Raw genomic sequence first — 24,523 nt, 5'->3', positions numbered from 1 at the left:
CCATGCCCAACACGCAGCAACATTATATCGATGGCCAGTGGGCCGACAGCCAGGGCGGCCGCACCATCACCGTCATCAACCCCGCCACCGACCAGAGCGCCGCCGACCTGATCCTGGGCACCGCTGCCGATGTCGATGCCGCCGTCGTCGCCGCGCGCCGTGCGTTCGAGACATTTTCCCAGACCAGCCGCGAGGAACGTGCCGCGCTGCTGGAACGGATCGTCGCCGAATATCAGAAACGAGTGCCCGACATCGCCCGCGCCATCGCCACCGAAATGGGCTGCCCCATCTCCATGGCGCAGACGGCGCAGGCGGGATCGGGTCTGGGGCATCTGGGACAGGCGCTCAATGCCCTGAAGAATTACGAATTTTCCGAGAAGATCGGCGACAACCGGGTGGTGCGCGAAGCGATCGGCGTGGTCGCGCTCATCACGCCGTGGAACTGGCCGATGAACCAGATCGTGGCCAAGGTCGGCCCGGCGCTGGCGGCGGGCTGCACCATGATCCTGAAACCTTCGGAAGAAGCGCCTAGCTGCGCCGCCATTTTCGCAGAGATTCTGGATGCAGCAGGCGTGCCGCCAGGTGTGTTCAATCTGGTGCAGGGCGATGGCGAAGGCGTCGGCACCGCGCTCGCCCAACATCCCGACATCGACATGGTCAGCTTCACCGGATCGACCCGTGCGGGCATTATGGTGGCCAAGAACGCGGCCGACACGGTGAAGCGCGTTGCGCAGGAACTGGGGGGCAAATCGCCCAACATTATCCTGGAAGGCACGCCGCTCGACAAGGCGCTCCCCGGCGGGGTCGGCGGTGTGCTGCTCAACAGCGGCCAGAGCTGCGTCGCGCCCACCCGGATGCTGGTCCACAAGTCCCAGCATGACGAAGCGGCGGAAAAGGTCGGCGCATTGTTCGCCGCCAAGAAGGTCGGCGATCCGCAGGTCGAGGGCGACCATATCGGCCCGGTCGTCAGCCAGCGGCAATGGGACCGCATCCAGCGCCTGATCCAGACCGGCATCGACGAAGGCGCGACCCTCGTCACCGGCGGCCCCGGCCGTCCCGAAGGGTTGAGCGAGGGCAGCTATGTCCGTCCCACCGTCTTCGCCAATGTCACGCCGGACATGACGATCGCGAAGGAGGAGATTTTCGGTCCCGTCCTCGTCCTCATGCCCTATGAAGACGATGAAGACGCCATCCGCATCGCCAACGACACGCCCTACGGCCTGGGCGCCTATGTCGCGGGCGATCCCGCCCACGCGCGCAAGTTCGTCAGCCGCATTCGCGCGGGCGCCGTATTCGTCAATGCCGGCGGCCTCGCCTTCGACATGCCGTTCGGCGGTTATAAACAGTCGGGCAATGGCCGCGAATTCGGCAAGTTCGGGCTGGAGGAATTTCTGGAGGTCAAGTCGGTCATAGGCGCGCTGCCAGAGGAAGTCGACTGATGGCCAGCCTGCCGATCGCAGCCGATGTCGAGGATAGCGCGCGGCAGGCGCCCGCGCTGATCCGCTATCTCGATGAAGGCGATTTCATCACCCGGCGCTACGTGTCGCGCGGGGTCGAGATCAACACCGGCCGCTATGGCGATCACCGCATGGTCGTGCGCGACGGGATGCCGATCCGCGATCATTTCCGTTTCGACACCCACGGCTTCATGCTGGGCAAACACCCTAGCGCAATCACCGACTTCTTCGACAAGGAGGAGGTCGATCGTCTCTATCTGCGCGAATGTGAAGAAGCGATCCGCGCGCTAACCGGCGCGAGTGGCGTGTCGGCAGGGGGCTGGATGATCCGCACCTCCGCCGACCTGACGGCCCGTGCGCAGGAAAAGGTCGAGAATTACCGCCATGAAGGCGGCATCCAGCCGCCCGCGGGCGAGGCCCATGTCGATTATAATGAGATTACCGGCCGCCGGGCCGCCGAACGGGCCTACGCCGCCGCCTTTCCCGACGGCCCCGGCTATAAGCGCTATGTTTGCGTCAGCTTCTGGCGCACCTTCACCCCCGGTCCACAGGACTGGCCGCTGGCGGTATGCGACGGGCGCACCGTGTCCGACGAGGAAGCGACGTCCAACACATTGTTCGTGGTGGACGAATTGCCGACCGGCGACGCGCTGACCGCGCCGGTCCCAGGCGAAGATCAGATGATCGCGGCCTCCATCTTCCGCCATCGCGACCGGCATCGCTGGTGGTATTTTTCCGACATGGCGGCTGACGATGTGCTGCTGTTCAAATTCCAGGACAGCGATCATAATGTGACCTGGCGATGCCCGCACACCGCCTTTCACGACAGCAGCCTGCCCGACACGAAGACGCGCTCAAGTATCGAAGTGCGCGCGGTGGCGTTTTTCGAATAGCCCCGGTTCGGTTCGAGCTTGTCGAGAACATTGCGCTATGCTTTTCGACAGGCTCGAACCGAACGGAATAAATTGGCCTACCAGCGCAGCAACCCGATCAACTCTCGCCGCCAAGGCCAAAGCAATATCGCGTTCAGTACCAGCGTTACGATACCGAACGCATATTCGACCACGCCGGGATCGAGCACGAAATTCCAGTAGCCGATCACGATGTTGAGCGGGACGCAGGCCAGCGCCGTGGGTAGCACCCCCCGGTTGGCCAATATCAGCAGCGCGGCGACCACCTCCATCAGCTTGATCCAGGCGAACAGGCCGCTATGGATCAGCGCCAGCGTGAATTCCTGCGCCAGCGGCGTATTGCCCAGCGGCTGAAGGTCGAAGGGGGTGAAATATTCCACCCCCGAAAACAGGAACCAGCCGCCGAAGATGATCCGGGCGGCAGTGAACGCCGCCCCGGTGCCGCGCCCCTGCCCGTTCAATGCGATCATGGTCAGAACCCCGCGGGCGCGGCGTCGAGCAGGATCGTTTTGGTTTCCAGATAGGGCTGCAAGCCTTCCACCCCGCCTTCGCGACCGATGCCCGATTGCTTGAAGCCGCCGAAGGGCAGGCCGAATTCCAGCTTCATGCCATTCTGCCCGAAGCCGCCCGCGCGGATGCGCCGGCCGATGCGATAAGCGGCATCGGCGTCGTTGGTCAGCACCGATCCGTTCAGACCAAAGCTGCTGTCGTTGGCGATACGGATCGCATCCTCCTCATCTTCGGCGGGAATCAGGCAGAGCACCGGACCGAAAATCTCCTCCTGCGCGATGCGGCTGGCGTTATCGACATTGGCGAACAGGGTCGGCTCGATGAAATAGCCCTTGTTCAGATGCGCCGGACGATTGCCGCCCGTCACCAGATCGGCGCTCTCCCGACCCAGGGCGATATAGTCCTCCACCCGTTCCAGTTGCCGCTTCATCGCGACGGGGCCAAGCTGGGTGTCGGGCGCGTCGCTATGGCCGATGCGGATACCCTGCATCACCTTGGAAATGGCGTCGGCCAGCTCGTCATGCCGGTGCCTGGACACGATCGCGCGGCTCAGCATCGCGCAGACCTGCCCGCTCATGATGGTGATGGTGTTGCCCAGGATTGCGGCAGCGACCTCGATCGGGAAATCGTCGCGGACGATCGCTGCCGACTTGCCACCCAGCTCCAATGTGCAGCGTGCGACGCGGCCAGCGCACACTTCGCCGATCCGCTTGCCCGCCAGCGTCGATCCGGTGAAGGTCACCTTGTCAATGCCGGGATTGCGGACCAGATGGTCGGACGCATCGCGTCCGGCCGCGACCAGATTGACGACGCCCGCCGGCACGCCCGCCGCCTCTGCCGCTTCGGCCATGATATAGGCTTCCAGCGGGGTTTCGGGCGATGGTTTCATGATGACGGTGCAACCCGCGACCAGCGCATAGGCGACCTTGGCCGACATGATGCCATAGGGCGCGTTCCAGGGCGCGATCGCAGCGACCACGCCTGCGGGCTCCTGCACCACGATCGCGGTATTGACCATGTGCGAGGGTCGCCGCTCCACGAAGGGATAGGTCTCGGCATAGCCGGCGATCGCCATCAGGGTCGCGGTCGCGCCACCGGTCATGATCGGCGCGAAGCTGGCGAGCCCGCCAACCTGCGCGGTCCAGGCCGCCGCCAGTTCGGGCGCGCGCTTCTCCAGTTCCGCGCCCACGCGCTTTACGATCGCACCACGTTCGGCGGGGGCCATGGTCGGCCATGGTCCTTCATCGAACGCCTTGCGCGCGGCGGCGACGGCACGATCCATGTCCGTCTCCGTGCCATCAACGACCCGCGCGACGACCTCCTCGCTATTGGGCGAGACGATCTCGATCACGCCGTCGCCGGTCGAATCGATCCAGGCGCCGCCGATGAACAGCTTATCGGGATGGGCGATGCGGATGGCGTCGGGAGTCATGGTCTATCCTCTTCTGCATGTCGCCACCGCACCCTTGCTGGACCATGCGGCTGGCCTTGACTGACCACTTCATCATAACGAACGTTATAATTATTGCAACGGGTCAATCGACACGGAAGCCCGACACCATCGCTTCCAGCCCCAACGCGAAACTCTCGTCAAAGCCGATCATCTCGGCCAGATGATCGTGCATCGCCTCGCTCTGTTCATAGACCGCCCAGCCCAGCACAAGCGCATTGATCGACGCGAGGCAACTGAGCGCGTGGGCGCGCGACAGCCCCTGCGCCACCAACGGCGCGGACAGTAGATCGGCCGCTGCCGCTGCCGTGTCCGGCGCGGGCCGCGCCGTGGCGCAGAGCAGCGCCGATCCCTGATGGTTGAGCAGCGCGCGGCGCAAGGCCGCACCATAGTCCAGCAACCAGTGCCGCCAATCCCTGGCCGCACCCGTGCCGGCCGCAACCAGGGCGCGCGCATGAAAGCTTTGCGCCATCGCCCGCATCAGCACCGTCTTGGATGGGAAATGCCAGTAGAGCGCCGAAGCCTGCACGCCCAACCGCGCCGCGATCGCGCGCATGTTGAGCGCCCCCAACCCCTGTTCGTCCACCAGCGTCAGCGCCGCCTCGACAATCTCTTCCTGCCTGATCTTCACCGACCCTTCTTGCCCCATGGCGCGCGCCTTGACAATTGAACAACGTTCATTGAACATTGTTCAATAAATGAGGGAGAGTCGAAATGACCTATGTCCGCAACGCCTGGTATGTCGCCGCCTGGGAGCAGGATCTGGAGCCCGACAAGCCGATGGCCGTATCGATCCTGAATGACCCTATCGCACTCTGGTCGGCGGACGGCCGGCTGGTCGCGTGCGAGGATCGTTGCGTCCATCGCCTTGCTCCCTTGTCGCTCGGCCGCTGCGAGGGCGCGCGGCTGCGCTGCATGTATCATGGCCTGTTGTTCGATGCGGACGGCGCGGTGGTGCAGATACCGGGGCAGGAGATGATCCCGCCGCAGGCGCGGCTGCGCACCTATCCCGTCGCACTGCGCCACAGTTGGGTCTGGATCTGGATGGGCGATCCCGCACTGGCGGACCCGGCGCTGATCCCGCCGGCGGTCGGCTTTGACGACCCCGACTATATATTGGGGCGCGGCTTTCTCGACTATGCGGCCGAAGCCCGGCTTATCAACGACAATCTGCTGGACTTCAGCCATCTGAGCTATGTCCATGCCAAGAGTTTCGGCGCAGGGCCGGAATTTGCAGAGGAACGCCCGCGTCTCCTGCCGCTGGACCGGGGGGTGCGTTTCGAGCGCTGGGTGGTCGGCACCCATGGACCGGGCGGGCGCCAAAGCGATGCACCGATCGATAGCTGGCAAAGCTACGACTTCCTGTTGCCCGGCGTGCTGCTGATGTGGAGCGGCAGCTTTGCGGCTGGCACGGCAGAACGGTGCGGCTTCGAACGGCCCGATTATGACGAGGCGATCGGCGCGGTGACCTTCACCAGCCAGGCGGTGACGCCGACCGGCGACCGGACGGCGCGTTATTTCTTTTCCTGGGGACCGCATCGCAACCATGGCGACGAAGCCGTCCGCGACATGCTGATGCGCCTGGCCGACATGGCCTTTGCCGAGGACAAGCTGATGATCGAAGCGCAGCAGCGCGTGATCGATCGCACGCCTGCGCCGCGTATCATGCCCACCGTCCATGATCGCGGCGTGACACTGTTCACGCGCCTCGTCGATCGTCTTGCCCGCACCGAAGCCGGCGAAGCGGTCGCTGCCTGACGCAAGGAGGGCTCGTCCGCGGACGAGCCCTCCTCCCCCTATCCCTGCAGAAAAGATCAGAAGCTCTTCTTGACCGTGGCCGTCCATTCGCGCGGCCGGCCGACCGTGCCCGTGACGACCCCGAAGGTGCCGACATTTTCCGCTACGCCATTATAATAGAATTTGTCGAATACATTGGTCACGCCGACGCTGAGCGACCAGTCCTTGTCGGCCGCCTGATAGGTCAGCCGCGCATTGACCAAGCTGGGCGCGTCGATCAGATTATAGGGATTGTTGACCGAGTTATAATAGAAGTTCGACCGCCAGGACCAGTCGATCCGCGGCGTCAGCGTGCCGTTGCCGCCGAGGTCCGCTTCATATTGCACGCCCGCCGACAGTTGCCATTTGCTGATGAAGGGCGCGATCATATCCTTGGTAACCAAGGTCGCGGGATTAGTGATCTTCTTGTAATCGAAGTCCAGATAGCCGACCGACGCATCGAACGACAGGCCGTCCGCCGGACGCAATTGCGCTTCCAGTTCCCATCCGAACACTTCCGCATCGCCCGCATTGGACGGCACCGAGCAGGACAGGACGACGCTTTCCGGGCACTGATAGCGCACCAGCTGCATGTCGTTATATTTGTTGAGGAACACCGCGCCGTTCAGGCGCAGCATTCGGCCGAGCAGATCGGCCTTGAACCCGGCTTCATAGGTGGTCAGCTTTTCCGGACCGAAGGTCTGGACCTGGTCGGGCGCCGACGGGCGCGGGTTGATACCGCCACCCTTGAAGCCGGTCGATAGCTGGGCGTAGGTCATCAGTTCGTCGGACCAGCGATAATTGACGCCGATGCGATAATCGACCCGATTGCCCTTGAAGGTGCCGGTCAGCCCGTCCAGCCCGACGAGCAGGAAATTGGGCGTGAAGAAGGCGCCACTGGGCAGCGTGCCGTCCACGTTGCGGCGCGAATAGCGATAGCTCTTCTTGTCGTCGGTGTAGCGCAGCCCGCCGATAATGTTGAAGGCGTCTGTCACATGAAACTCGCCATGGGCGAAAACCGATGCGCTGCGATTCTTGACGACATCGTCCGCCAGGAAATCGAACAACAGAGTCGGGATCTGGCTACGGCCCTGGATCGTATCGGTCGCCTTGTAATAGAAACCGCCGACGGTCAGGTCGACCTTGTCATTGAAATTGGCGCTGAGGCGCAGTTCCTGCGTGAACTGCTCATGGTCGTAGGTGAATTCCTGCAGCAGAATGGCGAGCGGCGATCCGTCCACGTCGATCGCGCTGGTGCCATCGGCGCTGCGATAGCCGGTGATCGACTTGAGCTTCAGACTGTCGGACAGGTCATAATCGATCGTGCCGGAGAGGCCCCAGGCCTTGACGGTGCTGGTCGGGCTGGCGGTGAAGCCGCCCGGCGCGATCTGGGTCGGGATGCCGAACACCGTCGTATAGTTGCCCCCCGTCGCATAGGTGGCATAGGAGGTATAGCTTTTGTCCCCGGTCAGGAAACGGCTGTCGAACGGGATGCCGGCTGTGGGATCGCCCGCGACATAGCTGCGCACCGACGGGTTATCGGCATAGAGCAATTTGGTCGCGACCGTCTCGCTCTTGTCCTTCGATACGTCGGCGACGACATTGATTTCCAGCGGCGATCCGGCCGGCGCGTAGCGCAGTGCGGCACGCAGCGCCATCACGTCGATGCCGCCTTCGGTGCCGATCTGGCAATTCTTGTTGCCGCTGCTGGGCGGAATGCCGGACGCTGGATTGACGCAGCCATAGTCGAGCAGCTTCATATAACCGTCGACATTCTTCGACACGCCCGACACCCGCAGAAACAGGTCGTCGGTCAGTGGGACATTGGCGCTGCCGCGCAATTCCAGCCGGTCGAACCGGCCATAGGTCGCCTCGACAAAGCCCCCCGGCGTCGAATCCGGCTTCTTGCTGAACAGCTTTACCGCGCCGCCGACGCTGTTCTTGCCAGCCAGTGTGCCCTGCGGCCCGCGCAGCACCTCGACCCGCTCCAGGTCGGTCAGGTCCATGACCGCGCCGAAGGTCGTGCCGTAATAGATATCGTCGATATAGATGCCGACGCCCGGCTCCAGCGCGAAGCTTGCGTCGAGCTGGCCGACCCCGCGGATGAACGCGGCCACGGCATTGCCCTGGATGCTGGTCGCGGGGGCCAGCGCGACATTGGGCGCGAACTGGCCGAGGTCTGTGACGCTGGTCTGGCTGCGCGCCGCCAGCGTATCGGCCGATACCGCGGTGATCGCGATCGGCGTATCCTGAAGATTCTGGGCCCGGAACTGGGCGGTGACGATGATGTCGGCGGCCCCGCCGGCCTGATCCGCTGCCTGTGCGGGCGCGTCGGCCGGTACGGTCGCATCCTGCGCCAGAGCCGGCGCAGCGATCATCGCACTCGCCAGCGCCCACCCCGCCACATGGCCTCGAAATATGCGTTTCCAGTCGGACATCTTGGTCTTCCTCCCTCTCTTGCAGCTCATGGCATGGAAAGGGCGACACCGGCCCCGCATGTCGCAGGTTCCGGTCGGGCGGTGCTTTGCACCTGCCTTATAATGTCATCCTCTCGCCCATACCGGCGGCCGGCTTGCGCGTTGCAGTTCTTGTTGGAGGGGGCAGACGTAGACCGCCCCTCTCTCGCTTATCAATAACGATCGTTAGTATTTTGTCAAGCGGGCCGCATAGCGATCAGGCGGCCTTTTTACCTTGCGCCGAAGCCAATTGCGCCGCCGACACCCAGGCGCCATGGACCTGCGCGCGCATCGGCAAGGGCATGGGCACGCGCGCGATCGGCCCGGCCGCGATCGCGCCTGCATCGACCACCCACAATTCGGACCTGAACTCTGTCTCGCTCGCCTGACGGTCCACCACCATCAGCAGCCAGCCGTCATGTCCCGCTTCCGGGGAAGCCACATGCACCGGTTCGCTGATGGCCATGCCGAACTCCAGCCCCATCATGTCGATGCGGCCGTTACCCGGCTCGATCTGCAATAGCGCGTTGAAGGCGAAGCCGACCGGCCCGCCCGGCAGCGGCGGACCACCCTGGGGGTTCATCGACAGATACCAGGCCGACCGATAGGGCCGTCCCTGGTCCGCGTCGCGCAGGCGCGGCATGTCACCGGGCGGCCCGACCAACCGTTCCCCGAAACGGTCCCCTTCCTTCGACAGGTCGAAGGTCCAGCGGGTCAACCCGCCCTGTATCTCCCGCTGGTCGCGCCGGATGCCGCCCGCTTCCCGCATGAAGCCGAACGCATTGGTATCCGACAGGCAGAGGTCGAGATGGACGAGATCGCCATCGTCATAGGCGTTGACGATGTGGAAGGCCGACACGCCCGGTCGCCCCCGGAACCAGCGCATCTCCGCACCCATGCCATGGCGCGGCATGATGCCGACCCAACTGTCCAGATCCTGCTGATGCGCCCAATGCGCGCCGCCGGCCTTCAGCCGATCCAGGTCGGCCGTGGTCGGAAAGACCGGGAAGATCGCGTGGCGTTCGGTGATCGCAAAATCATGGATCGACGAGCAATAGGGCTGATCGAACCATATTTCGCTGACCAGATTGCCATTGCGGTCCGCCACGCCATAGGCGACCTTGGTCGAACACAGGCCGTCCGCCTCATAGCCGAAGAAGAACATCTCTCCCGTCTGCGGATCGACGCGGGGATGGGCGGTGAAGGTCTGCGATGTGAAGGCGCCATGATAGTCCCAGCGACCGATCGTCTCCAGCGTATCGGGATCGATCTCATAGCCCAGCCCGTCTTCCTTGGTCATGAACAGCCGCCCGCCATGCCAGACCGGCGTGGTGTTCGCGACCGTACGATCGCGGCCGGCAACGACGGGATCGTCCGTGAACGGGTTGCGATACTGCCCGAACAGCGCGCGCCGCGCGTCCTTTTCCAGCCGGTAGCGCTCGGTTTCGACATAGCGGATCGCGTAATCCACCTTGCCGTCCTGGATGGTGAACTTGGCAACCATGCCGTCGCCCGACAGGACGATATCGTCGTCGAACATCGGCGCATGGGAGGGGTCCGGGACGGCGCGGAAAAAGGCGCCGGCTATCCCGGCAGGGATTTCGCCGATAACGTCCAGATTGCGGGCCGCCCATTCGATGCCGACAGGTGTGTTCAACCCGACGAAATGAATGGTCTGGGGATAGGCTGGCATGGCCTTGAGGCTCCTCTCTTATCTCGACTCATAGTAACAATCGTTACTGTTGTTGCCAAGCGGAGAGTGCAAGGCGCCGTCAGCGCAGTGTTAGGGGCAAGCCTGCCGCCAGGAAAACCGCTTCGTCAGAACAGGTCGCCACCGCCTGGTTGATGGTGCCCGCGACGTCGCGGAACCGCCGCGCCAGCGCATTGTCCGGGACGATGCCCAGCCCCACCTCGTTCGCGACCAAAATCACCGGCCCCCGCGCCTGGCGTAGCGCCATGACGAGAGCATCCACCGCTCCGTCGATGTCGCGCTCCGCCATCATCAGGTTGGACGCCCATAAGGTCAGGCAGTCGATCAGCAACACCCGGCCCGGCCGCGCTTCCGTCCGCACGATACTATCCAGCGCGACCGGCTCCTCGATCGTGCGCCAGCGTGCGCCGCGCTCCTCCCGGTGGCGCGCGATACGACTGTCCATTTCGCTGTCCAGCGCCTGCGCGGTCGCAACGAACAGACAGTCGCCCGGCATCGCTTCTGCACGGGCGAGCGCATAGCGGCTCTTGCCCGATCGCGCGCCGCCCAGCACCAATAGCACCGTCATAAGCCACTCCATGCAAAGAGCGCAGCCGCCAATCCAAGCAGCAGGCAGGCGCGCAGATAAAGGCGCAGCGCAGCTTCGAGATCGGCGGCGGCGAGATCCCCTCGGCCCGATCCGATCCACGGCTTGTCCTGCGCCACGCCATCATAGGCGATCGGCCCGGCCAGCCGTACGCCGAGAGCGCCCGCCATGGCCGCTTCCGGCCATCCGGCATTGGGAGAGGCGTGACGACGCGCGTCGCGCAGCATGATGCGCCAGCCTCGCCCCGCACTCAGGCAAAGCAACAGGCCGGCAAACCGCGCGGGTATGAGATTGAGCAAATCATCGAGTCTTGCTGCCGCCCATCCGAAGGCGCGCCACCGTTCTTCGCGATGACCGATCATGCTGTCGGCGGTGTTGATAGCCTTATAAGCCCACAGGCCCGGCAACCCGCCCAGCAGCAGCCAGAAGAGCGGCGCCACCACGCCGTCGCAAAAGCTTTCGGCCAGGCTCTCGATCGCGGCGCGCGCGATGCCCGCGCTGTCGAGCCTTTCGGTATCCCGGCCCACGATCATGGCGACGGCGGTGCGGGCCGCAGCCAGATCATTCGCCTGCAAGGGTTCCGTCACCGCGCGGACATGCCGGTAGAGGCTGCCTGCCGCCATGCCCGGCACGGCGCAGAGCGTGATGAAAATCCAGGCCCAGCGTCCTCCAATCCCATTCAGGCCCCACTCCAGCAAAAGCCCTGCCCCCATGGCGACGATCAGCAGCAGCAATAGACAACCAATACCCGCCACGCGTCGTAGCCGACCGGGCAATTCCGCTCGGTTCCAGGCCCGCTCGCACCCGTCGATGATCGCCGCAAAGGCGCCGACCGGGTGGCCGATGCGCCGATACAATGGCTGGGGCCAGCCGATCGCACCCTCGATCGCCAGCGCCAGCAGGGCCACGGGCTCAGCCACCCTCCAGCGCCCGATCCAGTCGCGCCAGCGCCGCCGCGTCGGCAGGCAGACCGATTCGTAACCAGCCTGCATTCTCGTCGAAGGGCCGGGTCAGGATCGCGTGCCGGGCGCAACGGGCAAACAACGTCGCGGCGACATCGGTGACGATCAGGCGGAACAGGGGGCAAGCGCCCTGGGGAGACAGGCCATGTGCGTGCAACAATCCGTCCAGCGTTGCCGCCTGTTCGATCAGGCGTGCCTGGGTGGTAGTGATCCAGTCCCGATCCGCATAGGCGGCCGCCCCGATAACCAACGCCGCGGTCGATACCGGCCAGCTCCCCAGCCGTTCGCGAAATCGCGCGATGGTCGCGCGCGGCCCGATGACAAATCCCAACCGTATGCCAGCCAACCCGAAGAATTTGCCGAAGGAACGGAAGATGAGGAGACGCCGATCGTCCGCAATGCGATCCGCCATGCTGATGTCCGGCAGACAGTCGGCAAAGGCTTCGTCCAGCACCAGCCAGCCGTCGCTCGAAGTCTGTCGCTCCAGCAGCGCGTTCAGTTGAACCTTGTCCAACAAGCCGCCGTCGGGATTATTGGGATTGGCGATCAGCAGGATATTGCCGTCGAGCAAGGCCGGATCATCTACGCCGGGGATGAAGGCGCGGCCGTCGGGATGGATATCGCGATGGGTGCGGTAGCAGGCTGCGCCATGCAAGACATTCCCGGCTATGATCCCGCGCAGCAGCCGCAATCCCGCCTCGCTCCCCGGCAACGCGCATAAATGGGCCGGATCGACGCTGAAATGCCGCGCAGCGTTCTGCTCCAATTCGGCCAGTAGCGCATCGCCGGGCAAGCCGCGCCAATCGATCGCAGGCGCTTTCTCCACCGGCCAGCCAAGCGGATTGATCCCGGTCGACAGGTCGATCCACGGGTCCCGGCCTTCGCCGAACCATCGCCGCGCCTCGTCCAGCTTGCCACCATGATGGGTCCAGCGCGTCATGACGCCCGCGTCAGGATCAGTGCTGCGAGCAACAGGCCGCTTTCCAGCAGTTCGATGCCCGCACCATGGCTGTCGCCGGAAATACCGCCAATCCGCATCCGGACCCACCAGCCCCACAATCCGGCCAACGGCGCCACGGCCAGCAGCGCCGGCATCCAGAAGGCGGCGGCGAGGAGCATGACGCCCCACAGCGCCAGATCGGCGGGGCGGATGACCGCGCGGAATTGCGCGCCAAGGCCGTCATGCAGAGGCGGCAGCCGGCGGCTCCAGAGCAGCGGCCCAATCCGTGCGGCGAAGGGGATCAACAGCAGCGCGGCGAATGCCTTCGATTCCACAAGGCCATGGAGCAGCACCAGCTTGGCGATCACCTGCAACGCCACCGCGGTGGCGCCCATGGCGCCGACATGGGGATCGGCCAGCACCGCCAGCAACCGCTCGCGATTCTTGTGCGCCGCGCTCGTCGCATCGGCCAGATCGGCCAGTCCATCCAGATGCAGCGCGCCAGTTACGCAGACCCACGCCACCAGCGCCAGCAGCGCGCCGGTCCACGCATCGATCCAGGCGCCGGCCCATCCCGCGGCGGCGACCAGCGCGCCGACCACCAGGCCCGCCGCCGGAAAGCAGCGCATCGCGGCGGCGAACGCCGCCCCGTCCGCCTCCACCCGCGGCATAGGCAATCGCGTCAAGAACTGGAGCGCGAAGATGAGGCCCTTCACGCCGCAAGCCCCGCGATCTGCGCCCAAGGTTTCTCGCCAGGCCAGAGACGCAGCGTAAGACGGGCGGCATAGGGCAGGTCGATCGCCCAGATCTGGCGCTGGTCGAAGCCGCACAGCAGCGCCAGCGCGGCGCGCATGGCCCCGCCATGGGTGACGACCAGCGTCGGCCGGGGCGACAGGGCGGCGATCGCCGCACCGACCCGCGCTACCAGCGCAGACCAGCGCTCGCCTCCGGGGGGCGGACAGGCATCGGGGTCCGCGTAGAAATGCGCCAGGGCCGCCTGGTCCAGCATCGCCGGATCGGCGCCATCCCATGCCCCGAAATCCAGCTCCCGCCAGCGCGGGTCGATCTGCGGCGCGATGCCACGCGGCGCGGCGATGGCCGTCGCCGCCTGCCGCGTGCGGGTCAGGTCAGACGATATTATAACCTCCGCCTCCAGCCCGCAGGCACGCGCCACGCAGGCGGCCGTCCCCGCATCGGTGGCGGCCCAGTCGGCATGTCCCAGCAATCGCCCGGCAAGTTCGGGCGTGCCATGCCGCATCAGATGGAGCAGCGTGCCGCTCATCCGCCCGCCGATACACCCGCATCGGCGAAGGTCGCCATCTGGTCATGGGCCGCCACCGCCGCGCGGATCACCGCCACCGCCACCGCGCCGCCGCTGCCCTCGCCCAACCGCATGTCGAGATCGAGCACTGGCTTCAGTCCCAGCCGGTCGAGCAGCCGCCCGTGCCCGGCTTCGGCCGAGCGATGTCCGGCGATCACATGATCGGTGATCGCGGGCGTGGTGGCCGCCAGCGGCGCCAGCGCCGATGCGCAGATGAACCCGTCAAGCACCACCGGCACATGGCGATGCCGCGCCGCCAGCATGGCCCCTGCAATGGCGACGATCTCCCGCCCGCCAACCCGGCGCAGCGTCTCGAACGGCGTCATCGGCGCTTGGGCATGATGCGCCATGGCCAGATCGACCACCTGTCGCTTGACCGCCAGTCCATGGGCATCCACGCCGGTCCCCGCGCCGACCCATTCCGCCACGCTGCCGCCGAAGCTGCGCTGGCACAGGGCCGCGGCGGCGGTGCTGTTCCCAATGCCCATCTCACCCAGCAACAGCAGGTCCAGGCCCGGATCGACCATGTCGGCCCCGCAGTTGAGCGCGGCCAGGCAATCCGCCTCGCCCATCGCCGCGGCGACCGTGAAGTCTTCGGTCGGGCGATCAAGGTCGATCGGCACGACCTGCAGATCCAGCCCGGCTGCGCCCGCCAGCGCATTGATGGCCGCGCCGCCAGCGGCGAAATTCGCAACCATCTGCGCCGTCACCGCGGGCGGAAAGGCGCTGACGCCATGCCGCGCCACGCCATGATTGCCCGCAAAAATCACCGCCCGGCCGCGATCGATATGCGGGCGCGCGCGCCGTTGCCAGCCGGCCAGGAAGATGGCGATCTCCTCCAGCCGACCCAAAGACCCGGCCGGTTTTGTCAATTGCCCCTGCCGCGCTGCGGCAGCGGCGCGGCAGGCCAGGTCGGCCCCCGGCAGGGACGCCAGCGCGTCGTCGAACGCCGCCACGGTGGGAAACAGGCTCATGTGGCGACGAACCCGGCAGGCGGCAGACGCACGATGAAGTGGCCCTTCACCCCTTGCGGCCAGTCGGCATAAGGCACCTGGCCATGGGCGCTCGCGGCATGATGCGCCGCATAGTCGAGGATCGCGCGCGCGGCATCCTCGTCGGGCGTAAAGCGCCCCAGCACATAACCGATCTTCCCCGGCGCCCGCAGATGGACGGCACAATGGTCGGAACAGGCGAAGAGGCAGGGCATGTCCTGCACCGCCACCCCGTCATAGCGGTCCGACCCGGCCTTCACCCGGCGCAGCGCCTCCGCCAGCCGCGCACCGCCGCGCACGCCATCGGCATCTTCCCGCTGCCCCGGCGAGTGGCGGCAGCTGCTGCACACCACCACCGCCGGACCATCCTCGACCGCGCGCAACATCAGGCGGTCACCGCACGGCGCAGCAGGCCGCTGCGGTCGGCCAGATGCTGCAAAGCCAGCAGGCCGGCCAGGATCATGGCGTAGCGCGCGAACTGCCGCGCCATTACATCCGACGCGAAGGCCGCCCAGCCGGAATCGAGCGCCCACGCGCCCGCCAGGACGGCCAGCTTGAACGTAGCGAACGCTGCCCCATAGGCCACGACCAGCCGCACCGCCGGATGCGCGTGCGGCAACAGGCGCGCCGCACCATCCGCGCCGAGCAGCGACGCGATCGCCGCCAGCGCCATGGTCCCGGCCCAGACGCCATTCTCCACAGTCGTTTCATAACCCAGCAGGCAATAGCCCACCCCCTGCGACACCGCCCAGGCCGCGAGCATCAGGATGATGCCGTCCTGCCGGCGGACATGCAACGCGGCGAGGGCGGCCAGGGCGGGGAAAGGCGTGGCGCAGGCCAGCGCCAGAGTGGTTATGGTGCTGGCCAGCGTCATCAATCCGATCCAGAGATGGCGGGCGGCGGCAGGGGACAGGCTGTCCATGGTCATACGTTCCTTGTCAGGGGGGATCAGAACCGCGCCCGCAGGCCAGCATGAATGCTGCGGCCCAATTGACCGTAGCGCCGCGCGGTTTCATAATATTCGTCGAACAGATTTTCGACCCGGCCGAATAGCGTCAGCTTGCCCATCACCGGCATTTCGGCACGCAGATCCACCAGCGTGTAGGCCGCGTTGACCAGTGGCGCGACCGTGGCGCTGGTGCGCGCGGTGTCGAGCGCCTTGCCCGACCAGCGCACCGCCACGGCGGTACTCAGACCGAACGCCCAGTCGTACCGCGCTGTCGCATTGGCCGCATGGCGCGGTCGCCGCGCCAGTTGGTTGCCATAGTTCAGGCCCGGCGACCGATCCTCCGCGGACACCCAGCTATAATTGCCGTCGATCGTCAGCCGACCGACATGGGCGACGCCGGCCAGTTCCAGCCCGTGCGCCTCGCTGCGCTGGACATTGGCATAATAGCCAAAGCGCGGTGTCGTCGTGCCCGGCGCATAGCAGAGCGGCGGCCGGTTGGTCGTCGGACAGCCATTATAGGTGATGAGATTGTCGGTGCTGCGATCGAACCAGGTCGCCGACAGGATCAGCGCATGGTCGAACAGATGCTGTTCGATGCCGGCATCCCAGCCATGCGCCTTTTCAGGCACCAGGGCGGTGTTCCCATAATCGCTGTAGAGCTGGTAGAGCGTCGGCGCCTTGAAGCCCTCGCCATAGCTCGCCCGCAGGATCGTGCGGTCCTTGACCAGCGCCCAGGCTGCGCCCGCGCCGAAGACTGTGTTGCCGCCAAAGGTCGAATGATGATCGTAGCGCACTCCGCCATTGACGGTCAGGCCGGCCAGCGGCTCGACGCTCAGTTGGGCATAGAGGCTGTCGATATCGGCAGACCCGCGGGTCGTGGCGTAGGCAGCCAAACTATCGGAAGGCGAAGCCGTGCGCATCCGCTGCTCCTCGCGCTCCGCGCCGAAGGCCGCGGTCCAGCCCTGCGCGATGGTGAACACGCCCTGATATTCGTAGCGCTTCGTCTCGCCTCTGGCGGTGAAACTGGTCTGGCGCAGTTTGCGGGCGGGGTTGACGTTGTCGCGTAGCGTCTCGCTGCGGCTGAAGGACAGGCGATTGCGCAGCGCGCCGCCGAACAGGTCGGCGTTGAGGCCGGCATAGCCGATCCATTCCTCGACTTCTGAATATTCGGGACTGTCCGGAATGGCCCCGGCGCTGTCGATGTCGGTGCGCCCCTTGGCATAATAGCCGCGCATATCGATCGACACGCCCGGCGCCAGCGCGACGCCGAGCCGCCCGTTGAGCGTGCCGTTGGTGTAGCCGTCCTTCTCCTTGGCGCCAAAGCGCGGGCTGATCGCCGAGATGCCCTCCGTCGTGAAGCGGCTGCCCGAGACCTGCCAGTCGATCGCGCCCTGTCGTCCGCCCAGCGCAGCGCGGGCGCTGACGGTATCGCGCGATCCCGCCTCGATATCGAAGCTGCCTTCGATCGGGCGTTCGGCCCGCGCGGTGACGATGTTCACCACGCCACCGATCGCCTGGCTGCCCCAGAGGATCGACTGTGGACCGCGCAATATCTCGATCCGGTCGATGTCGCCGGTCATCAGCGTCGCGAAATTATAGCCGCCGCCGGTCGAGGACGGATCGGCCAGCTTCACGCCGTCGATGACCAGCACGGTCTGGTCGGCCTCCGCGCCGCGAATGCGGATCGAGGTCGCCGTGCCATAGCCGCCATTGCGGGTGAAGCTGACGCCCGGCGTGCGGATCAGCAGGTCGGACACCGCCAACGCCTGTGCGGCGTCGATTGCCGGCTTGTCGATGATGGTGATGCTCGATGCCACCTGTTCGATGGCCTGCGGCTGGCGCAGCGCAGTCACGATCACCTCGCCCGCATCATCGGCCAAGGCCGGCGTCGACAGGCCCGCCAGAAGCAGAAGGCCGCTCTTTGAAATCCAATGCATCATAATCCCCCAGTCGTTGACAGGACCGGGCGGACGCGACGCGGTGGCGATGCAGAGCGCACGCGCGCACGACATCGCCACCGTGCGAACCCGCACGGTCAGCTTGTCGTTGCGCGAGGATATCCTCGTTCGACCGGCACACCCTGTCCGGACGAAGAACGACCGCGACAGGCAGGTCTCCTGGCTTGCGGGTCAATGCCGTATTCGAAGCGCCTTCTCGGAATCATCGATTCCAATGGCTTGTGCCTCGATGGCTCGCCGCTCACAGTTGCAGGGGCAGCCGGGGTCTTTAACCCCGTTCCCTTTTGATCCCCTTGCGGGGAACCTGACGCGCAGCCGCCCTAATCGACTTGGATCAGGCGATCAAGTGGAAGAAGCCACCGGTCACCTGGCCCGCGCGGTGGCCCGCCGGAGGGAGGGCCTGCCCCTCCGCATCGGCCATGTCGGCCAGCGGCTCGCCCTCGCTGGCGGTGATGCTGGCATAGTGGAACTCATGACCCAGCAATAGCTGCCCGACAGAGGCGAAGCTGGTGCCGTGCCGCAGCCGCGCGCTGCGATAGCCCAATGTTCGGCGCCTGCGCGCAAAACTGGTATCCATCGGCAACAGGCCCGCCATCGGGTGGACGATGCCGTCGCCATCCTCCAGCGTGCGGCCCAGCACCATATAGCCGCCGCATTCGCCATGCACCGGCCGGCTCTGCGCAAAGGCGCGCAGGCCGTTCAGGAACTGGCCATTGGCCGCGATCCGCGCAGCATGGAGTTCGGGATAGCCGCCGGGCAGCCAGCAGGCATCGCAATCGGCGGGCGGCGATTCGTCCGCCAGCGGAGAAAAGAAGCGCAGCTCCGCGCCGGCCGACCGCCACCAATGTACGATATGGGGATAGAAGAAGCTGAAGGCGGCGTCCCTGGCGACGGCGATCCGCTGCCCCGGTGGCCGGATGCCGGGCGGTTGCGCCGGCACGTCTGTCGTAGCGCCGGCCGCCGCCTGGATCGCATCCAGATCGCATTGCGCCGTCACCCGCGCTGCGATCGCGTCGATTCGCCGTTCCAGTTCCTCCGTTTCGCCAGCCTGCACCAGTCCCAGATGGCGGGACGGCATGGCCAATCCCTCGTCCGTGGCCATCGCACCCAGCAGCGGCAGGCCGATACGCGCGAACCCATCCTCGATCATGCGGACATGGCGCGTGCTGGCCACCTTGTTGGCGATCACTCCGGCGATGGCCGGCGCGCCGGGAAAAGTCGCGCAGCCATGCGCCACCGCCGCCACCGTCTGCGCCGCTGCGCGGGCATCGACGACCAGCAGCATCGGCCAGCCCAGCAGCCGCGCCACATCGGCCGACGCGCCCGAACGACCCGGCGCCCGCGTGCCGTCATAAAGGCCCATCGCGCCTTCCGCGACGACGAGTTGGACAGTTGTAGCGACGTGCGCCGCCAGCCCCTGCAGCATGGTCGGCGCCATGGCGAAACCGTCCAGGTTAATCGAGGGCCGGCCGGTCGCGGCTTCGTGAAAGGCCGGGTCGATATAGTCGGGTCCGCATTTGGCACCCTGCACGCTCAGGCCGCGATCGGTGAAGGCGCGTTGCAGGCCAATCGTCACCATCGTCTTGCCCGCGCCCGACGCCGGGGCGGCGATCACCAGTCCCGCGCCCAGTCGCGGCGTCACGACGTGCGCCATACCGGCAAGGGGGCGATGGCATCCACGAAGAGGGCGGCGCGATTCGGTGTCATGCCCGCCTTGTGGCAAAGCAGGCCCCGCGCCGCCAGCGCGTCAATTGCGGCGGAGGCGCCTCAGCAGGTGATCCGCGCCCTTGTCGCCGATCATGATCGCGGTGGCGTTGGTATTGCCGGCGGGAAGGCTGGGCATGACCGAGGCGTCGGCGACCCACAGCCCCTCGACGCCGATGACGGCCAGATCGGCGTCGACCACCGCCAACGCATCGTCGCGCGCGCCCATCCTGGCCGTGCCGACCGGGTGATATAGTGGGATCGATGCCATGCGCACGTAGGCGCGCAACTGTTCCGGGTCGGTCAGCCCCGAGCCGGGGCGTAGCTCCCCCCTTATATGTGTCGCAATCGGTGTCTCATGCAAGATCGAGCGGGCGATGCCGATGCCCTCGACGATCTGCTCGATATCATCGTCGCTGCCCAGTTGCCGATGTTCGATTTTCGGCGGCGCGAAGGGGTCGGCCGAGCGCAGACTGATCCGCCCACGATGGCTGGGCCGCATAAGCCCGACCAGGGTCGAGACCGACGGCGTCTTGCGCAGCATCAGCCGGCCCTGTTCGTCGAAATCGAAAGCGAAGGCGGCAAAGCTGATCTGCAGATTGGGCGCAGGCAGGTCCGGCCGGCTCTTCACGAAGGCCTGGGCGTGGCCGATCGCCGTGGTCAGCGCGCCGCGACGCGACAGCGCGTAGCGCAGCACCTGCCACGCCCCGCGCAGCCCCTGCGCATCGCTGTTGAGCGTCCGCACATCCACCTCGTTCACGACATGGGTGCCCACATGGTCCTGAAGATTGGCGCCGACGCCGGGGAGGTCGCGGACGACCTCTATCCCATGGGCGCGCAGATGGTCGGCCGGGCCAATACCGGACAGCATCAGCAGGCGCGGCGTGTTCATCGCCCCGGCACTCAGCACCACGCCATGGCGCGCACGCAGCGTCTTTTCAACGCCGTCCTGCCAATAGACGATGCCGACCGCGCGACCTGCCTCGATCAGGATGCGCAGCAATTGCGCCCCCAGCATTATGGTGGGCGCCTTGCCACTGCGCCGCTCGTGCAGATAGCCCCGCGCCGCGGAACAGCGTGTGCCGCCTCGCTGTGACACCTGCACATAGTCGACGCCCTCGGCGTTCTGCCCGTTCAGATCCGACGAGCGGGGGATGCCCGCCGCCTGCGCCGCTGCGATCCACTGGTCGGTAATCGGATAGCGCGCGCGCCCTTCGGACACCGCGATCGGTCCACCAGTGCCGCGCCACTGGTCGGCGCCGCGCTCATTATCCTCCATCCGCCGGAAATAGGGCAGGACCGATTCATAATCCCATCCCGCCGCGCCCTGCCGCGCCCATTCATCATAGTCCCAGCGATGACCGCGGATGAACATCATGCCGTTGAGCGCACTGCCACCGCCCAGCATCTTGCCCGCCGGCCAGATATCGGCCCGGCCACCCAGCGACGGGTCCGGCTCGACCTGATGGCACCAGTCATAGGCGGGATTCTGCACGATGGCGCTGGTAAGCGCGGGGATGCGCGACCGCATATGCCGGTCGGTCCCGCCCGCCTCGATCAGGGTGACGGACAGGCCCGCATCGGCCAGCCGCCCGGTCATCGCGGACCCGGCCGAACCGCCGCCCACGACAATGATGTCGGTGTCTTCCATGGTCGTTCCTAGAAATTGGACATGATGGCGGCGCTGGGCGCGTCGAGCGGCTTGCGGGCGGCTTTCAGCTTCAACTCGCGCTCCCGCAACGGCCCCTGTTCGGCGATCAGCCACGCGTGAATCGCATCGGCATCCTCCACGCCCAGCAGGTCGTCCCAGCGTGGCATCCCGCCCGGCAGCAACAGTCCTTCCCGCACGATCTGATTGAACATGTCATGCGTGCCTGGCTGCATCCGCCGCAGGTCGGGCGCAGTCGAGCGTAGCTGGTTGCTGTGGCAGATGGCGCAATTCTGGAAAAACAGCCCCTGCCCCTTGGCGATCATCGCTGGCGTCACGCCGGGCTTTTGCGCGGGCGGTGCGGAGGCCACCTCCACGGGTGGTAGCGGCGTTGGCTGCGCCACCGGTCCGCCGTCCAGCTTGAACACCAGGATGCGGTTGGCATTGCCGTTGCGATAGGCGGCGGAATAGCGCGGCACATAGCCCCAGCCGCCGCCGCCGAAGCCAGCCGCGACCGCGATATATTGCACGCCCTTCACGCGATAGGTCATGGGCGCGGCCATGATCGAAGTGCCGGTGTCGATTGCCTTGATGAGCTTGCCGTTGTCGGCGTCGCGGACCATCAACTTGCCGCCGATCGTGCCGTGGACGATGAGGCCGGACGCGGTGGAGAGCATACCCATCCGGTCCTGCCACCCTTCGGTCGGCACCGCCCAGCGGGCCTTGCCGGTCAGCGGGTCGATCGCGCGCAATTCCGACGAATAAGGCTTGTCCTTCACCCACTGCATTTCGGGCAGCTTTTCCACCTGTTCACGGATCGCGGGCGGCAGGGTCGGCAGCACGGCCTGCAATTGCGGGGTGAAGATGAGCGTCGTCTGGACATTGAGCGCCTTGGGCCGCCGCGCTTCCGCCGGGGTGCCGGGGGGCACGGTGAACATCAGGTTCCCCATGTCCAGCACAGAGGCATAATAGCTTTTGCGCTCCGCATCATAGGCGGCCGGATACCAGTTGCGCGCGCCCGCCGATGCCGGGAAGACGATACGCGGGCCGTTCCAGAAATCGGTGCGGTCCGGCGTCATCTGCGGCACGCCATCCTTGTCGAATCCCCTGGTCCAGTTGGTCCGCACGAGTGGATTGACGCGCAGCGGCTTGCCGGTTTCGCGATCCAGCACGAACAGATAGCCGTTCTTGGGCGAATGGAGGATGACCGGTCGAACCTGCCCGTCCACTTCCATCTCGGTCAGCACCATCGGCTGGGTGGCGGTGAAGTCCCAGCTATCGCCGGGCGTTTCCTGATAATGCCACTTCACCGCGCCGCTTTTGGCGTCCAGCGCGACGATCGAGGAGAGATAGAGGTTGGTCCCACCCTTGGGCGATCGGGTCGCGATCGAATAGGGGCCGCCATTGCCGACGCCGATATAGACGGTGCCGAACTTGGGATCATAGTTGATCGCATCCCAGACGGTGCCGCCGCCGCCGATATCCCAGCGGCTGTTGGCGTCCCAGGTCTTGAGCGCGGCGTCGAGCGCCTTGTCCTCTTGCGGTCCCTTGGCCGGATCATGGGGTACGGTGTAGAAACGCCAGGCCTGCGTGCCGTCGGCGATGCGATAGGCGGTGACATAGCCGCGCGTGTCATATTCCGCGCCGGCATTGCCGAGGATGACGAGGTCGCCGGCCACTTCGGGCGCGCCGGTGCTGGTATAGCCCCGGCTGTGATCGACCACCGTGTCGGTCTTCCAGAGGATCTTGCCGGTCTTCGCGTCGAGCGCGTAGAGCATCCCGTCAAGCGCGCCGACCATGACCTTGCCATTGGCCACGGCGACACCGCGATTGGCCTGATCGCAACAGGTCGACCGATTGGACTGCATGTCGACCTGCGGCTCGAAGGTCCAGAGCGGCTGGCCGCTCGCGGCGTCGAGCGCATAGACGCGGCCGAGATTGCCGCTGGTGTACATCACCCCATCGACCACCACAGGCGTCGCTTCCTGCACGCGGTTGGTGTTGAGGTCATAGGACCAGGCGAGGCCCAGCCGCCCCGCATTGCCCTTGTCGATATCGGTCAGGCGCGAATGATGGCTGCCCCAGACGTCGCCGCCGGTATAGGGCCAGTCGTCGCCCGCCCCGCTGTCACCCGTCGTTCCACCGCCCGCGCATCCTGCGAGCGCCAGCAACGCCGCCAGCGCGGCCATCATCTTCTTCACAGCGGCCAGCCTTCCTTGTGCGCCAGCATCACGTCGCGCAGGCTTTTCGGCTTGCGACCGGTGATCTTTTCCACCCAGTCGGTCCTTTCCGCGAAATAGCCTTCGCGGATCGACTGGCCGAATGTCACCATATCGTCGCTCGACCAGGGGATCGGCCCGTCGGGCACGATATCGGACGCATGGCGCGGAGCGCCCAGTGCATCGAAATAGGCGAACATCGCCTCGTCATCGACGGCTTCGACCACGATCGGCTTGCCGGCCAGTTCGCTCGCCAGCGCCATCGCCTGCGGGATGGTGATGAGGTCGGGACCGGTCAGCACATAGGCTTGGTTCTCATGCCCCGGTTGGGTCAGCACGCCCACGGCAGTCGCGACGCAATCGTCGCGGCTGACGAAGGCGACCGGGCCATCACCGCAATTGTCGGGCTTTCCGCCCATCATCAGTGCGGGGATGGTCATCGGCCCGGCGATCGCCTCGGCATATTGGCTGTCGCGCAAATGGGTCCAGGCGGCGCCGGAGCCTTCGATAATCTCCTCGGTCGCGCGATGATCGTTCTTGACGATGGCGGGATTGCCGGGCGCGTCGGCGGCGATGATCGAGGTGTAGACGATATGCCGGACGCCGGCCGCGACCGCCGCCTCCACGGCGTTGCGATGCTGGCCGACGCGGGTGCCGACGCGCGCGGTGCTGATGAGCAGCATCTTTTCGCCCCCCGCCATCGCGGCGAGAAGGGTGCCGGGATCGTCGAAATCGGCGAAGCGGACGTCGGCGCCTTTTGCTGCCAGATCGGCCAGCCTGGCCGGGGTGCGGGTCAGCAATATCGCATCCTGCGGCGCGACCTGTTCCAGCAGCAATTCCGCCGCCGCCCGGCCGAACGATCCCGAAGCGCCTGAAATGATGATCTTCCCCATGCGTCCTCTCGCTTGCATGATCTATCGTCTTGTTGCAGATAATCGTAACGAATGTTATTATTGCGTCAAGCCATAGAAAC

21 protein-coding genes and 1 riboswitch are annotated in these 24,523 nt (G+C 65.9%); of the genes, 3 read left to right on the top strand and 18 right to left on the bottom strand.

Annotation, left to right across the window (positions count from 1 at the left end; translation table 11 throughout):
* The first annotated feature begins 2 nt into the window (after positions 1 to 2).
* The gene (locus tag K9B33_RS18995; protein WP_224550630.1) at positions 3 to 1,439 is read left to right on the top strand and encodes an aldehyde dehydrogenase family protein; all 1,437 of its coding nucleotides are present in this window, start codon (positions 3 to 5) and stop codon (positions 1,437 to 1,439) included.
* Positions 1,439 to 2,350, top strand: a complete 912-nt coding sequence (locus K9B33_RS18990; protein ID WP_224550629.1) for a CmcJ/NvfI family oxidoreductase — start codon at positions 1,439 to 1,441, stop codon at positions 2,348 to 2,350. Before K9B33_RS18995 ends, K9B33_RS18990 begins: the two co-directional genes overlap by 1 nt.
* 77 nt (positions 2,351 to 2,427) lie before the next feature.
* Here the strand turns inward: K9B33_RS18990 and K9B33_RS18985 are convergent, their stop codons facing one another.
* From K9B33_RS18985 to K9B33_RS18975, 3 genes are all read right to left on the bottom strand, one after another.
* Entirely contained in the window at positions 2,428 to 2,838 is a 411-nt protein-coding gene (locus K9B33_RS18985; protein ID WP_224550628.1) for a hypothetical protein, read from the bottom strand.
* A 2-nt stretch (positions 2,839 to 2,840) separates the two neighbouring features.
* The gene (locus K9B33_RS18980) at positions 2,841 to 4,310 is read right to left on the bottom strand and encodes an aldehyde dehydrogenase (RefSeq protein WP_224550627.1); all 1,470 of its coding nucleotides are present in this window, start codon (positions 4,308 to 4,310) and stop codon (positions 2,841 to 2,843) included.
* A 103-nt stretch (positions 4,311 to 4,413) separates the two neighbouring features.
* Positions 4,414 to 4,977, bottom strand: a complete 564-nt coding sequence (locus K9B33_RS18975) for a TetR family transcriptional regulator (protein WP_224550626.1) — start codon at positions 4,975 to 4,977, stop codon at positions 4,414 to 4,416.
* A gap of 65 nt (positions 4,978 to 5,042) precedes the next feature.
* Here K9B33_RS18975 and K9B33_RS18970 point away from each other — a divergent pair, with 65 nt between their 5' ends.
* Positions 5,043 to 6,086: an aromatic ring-hydroxylating dioxygenase subunit alpha gene (locus K9B33_RS18970; protein ID WP_224550625.1), complete on the top strand. Its 1,044-nt coding sequence runs from the start codon at positions 5,043 to 5,045 to the stop codon at positions 6,084 to 6,086.
* A gap of 56 nt (positions 6,087 to 6,142) precedes the next feature.
* Here K9B33_RS18970 and K9B33_RS18965 read toward each other — a convergent pair whose 3' ends face one another.
* The 15 genes from K9B33_RS18965 to K9B33_RS18895 form a co-directional block, all read right to left on the bottom strand.
* Positions 6,143 to 8,542, bottom strand: coding sequence for a TonB-dependent receptor (locus tag K9B33_RS18965; protein ID WP_224550624.1), 2,400 nt, complete (start codon positions 8,540 to 8,542; stop codon positions 6,143 to 6,145).
* 235 nt (positions 8,543 to 8,777) lie between these two features.
* Entirely contained in the window at positions 8,778 to 10,253 is a 1,476-nt protein-coding gene (locus K9B33_RS18960; RefSeq protein WP_224550623.1) for a carotenoid oxygenase family protein, read from the bottom strand.
* A 79-nt stretch (positions 10,254 to 10,332) separates the two neighbouring features.
* Entirely contained in the window at positions 10,333 to 10,839 is a 507-nt protein-coding gene (gene cobU, locus K9B33_RS18955) for a bifunctional adenosylcobinamide kinase/adenosylcobinamide-phosphate guanylyltransferase (RefSeq protein ID WP_224550622.1), read from the bottom strand.
* A complete protein-coding gene (gene cbiB, locus K9B33_RS18950; RefSeq protein ID WP_224550621.1) occupies positions 10,836 to 11,777 on the bottom strand; it encodes an adenosylcobinamide-phosphate synthase CbiB in 942 nt (313 codons plus the stop codon). Before cbiB ends, cobU begins: the two co-directional genes overlap by 4 nt.
* On the bottom strand, positions 11,770 to 12,759 hold the full coding sequence (locus K9B33_RS18945; protein ID WP_224550620.1) for a threonine-phosphate decarboxylase: 990 nt from the start codon (positions 12,757 to 12,759) through the stop codon (positions 11,770 to 11,772). The genes cbiB and K9B33_RS18945 overlap by 8 nt, the downstream gene beginning before the upstream one ends.
* A complete protein-coding gene (gene cobS / locus K9B33_RS18940) occupies positions 12,756 to 13,475 on the bottom strand; it encodes an adenosylcobinamide-GDP ribazoletransferase (protein ID WP_224550619.1) in 720 nt (239 codons plus the stop codon). The genes K9B33_RS18945 and cobS overlap by 4 nt, the downstream gene beginning before the upstream one ends.
* The gene (locus K9B33_RS18935; protein ID WP_224550618.1) at positions 13,472 to 14,041 is read right to left on the bottom strand and encodes a histidine phosphatase family protein; all 570 of its coding nucleotides are present in this window, start codon (positions 14,039 to 14,041) and stop codon (positions 13,472 to 13,474) included. The genes cobS and K9B33_RS18935 overlap by 4 nt, the downstream gene beginning before the upstream one ends.
* Positions 14,038 to 15,054 (bottom strand): nicotinate-nucleotide--dimethylbenzimidazole phosphoribosyltransferase, encoded by a 1,017-nt coding sequence (gene cobT / locus K9B33_RS18930; protein WP_224550617.1) that lies wholly within the window; start codon positions 15,052 to 15,054, stop codon positions 14,038 to 14,040. The genes K9B33_RS18935 and cobT overlap by 4 nt, the downstream gene beginning before the upstream one ends.
* Entirely contained in the window at positions 15,051 to 15,458 is a 408-nt protein-coding gene (locus K9B33_RS18925) for a DUF1636 domain-containing protein (protein ID WP_066609172.1), read from the bottom strand. The genes cobT and K9B33_RS18925 overlap by 4 nt, the downstream gene beginning before the upstream one ends.
* On the bottom strand, positions 15,458 to 15,994 hold the full coding sequence (locus K9B33_RS18920) for a hypothetical protein (protein ID WP_224550616.1): 537 nt from the start codon (positions 15,992 to 15,994) through the stop codon (positions 15,458 to 15,460). The genes K9B33_RS18925 and K9B33_RS18920 overlap by 1 nt, the downstream gene beginning before the upstream one ends.
* Positions 15,995 to 16,020: 26 nt before the next feature.
* Positions 16,021 to 17,961 (bottom strand): TonB-dependent receptor plug domain-containing protein, encoded by a 1,941-nt coding sequence (locus K9B33_RS18915; RefSeq protein WP_224550615.1) that lies wholly within the window; start codon positions 17,959 to 17,961, stop codon positions 16,021 to 16,023.
* A 149-nt stretch (positions 17,962 to 18,110) separates the two neighbouring features.
* Positions 18,111 to 18,302: riboswitch (cobalamin riboswitch) on the bottom strand.
* An 11-nt stretch (positions 18,303 to 18,313) separates the two neighbouring features.
* The gene (locus K9B33_RS18910; RefSeq protein ID WP_318011154.1) at positions 18,314 to 19,621 is read right to left on the bottom strand and encodes a cobyrinate a,c-diamide synthase; all 1,308 of its coding nucleotides are present in this window, start codon (positions 19,619 to 19,621) and stop codon (positions 18,314 to 18,316) included.
* Positions 19,622 to 19,726: 105 nt separating this feature from the next.
* A complete protein-coding gene (locus K9B33_RS18905; RefSeq protein ID WP_224550614.1) occupies positions 19,727 to 21,334 on the bottom strand; it encodes a GMC family oxidoreductase in 1,608 nt (535 codons plus the stop codon).
* 8 nt (positions 21,335 to 21,342) lie between these two features.
* Entirely contained in the window at positions 21,343 to 23,523 is a 2,181-nt protein-coding gene (locus tag K9B33_RS18900) for a PQQ-binding-like beta-propeller repeat protein (protein WP_224550665.1), read from the bottom strand.
* A 5-nt stretch (positions 23,524 to 23,528) separates the two neighbouring features.
* The gene (locus K9B33_RS18895) at positions 23,529 to 24,443 is read right to left on the bottom strand and encodes an NAD(P)H-binding protein (protein ID WP_224550613.1); all 915 of its coding nucleotides are present in this window, start codon (positions 24,441 to 24,443) and stop codon (positions 23,529 to 23,531) included.
* Positions 24,444 to 24,523: the final 80 nt, after the last annotated feature.

The sequence above is a fragment of the Sphingobium sp. 3R8 genome (assembly GCF_020166615.1).
GTDB lineage: Bacteria > Pseudomonadota > Alphaproteobacteria > Sphingomonadales > Sphingomonadaceae > Sphingobium > Sphingobium bisphenolicum.
This window is presented reverse-complemented; position numbering and strand designations above follow the sequence as displayed.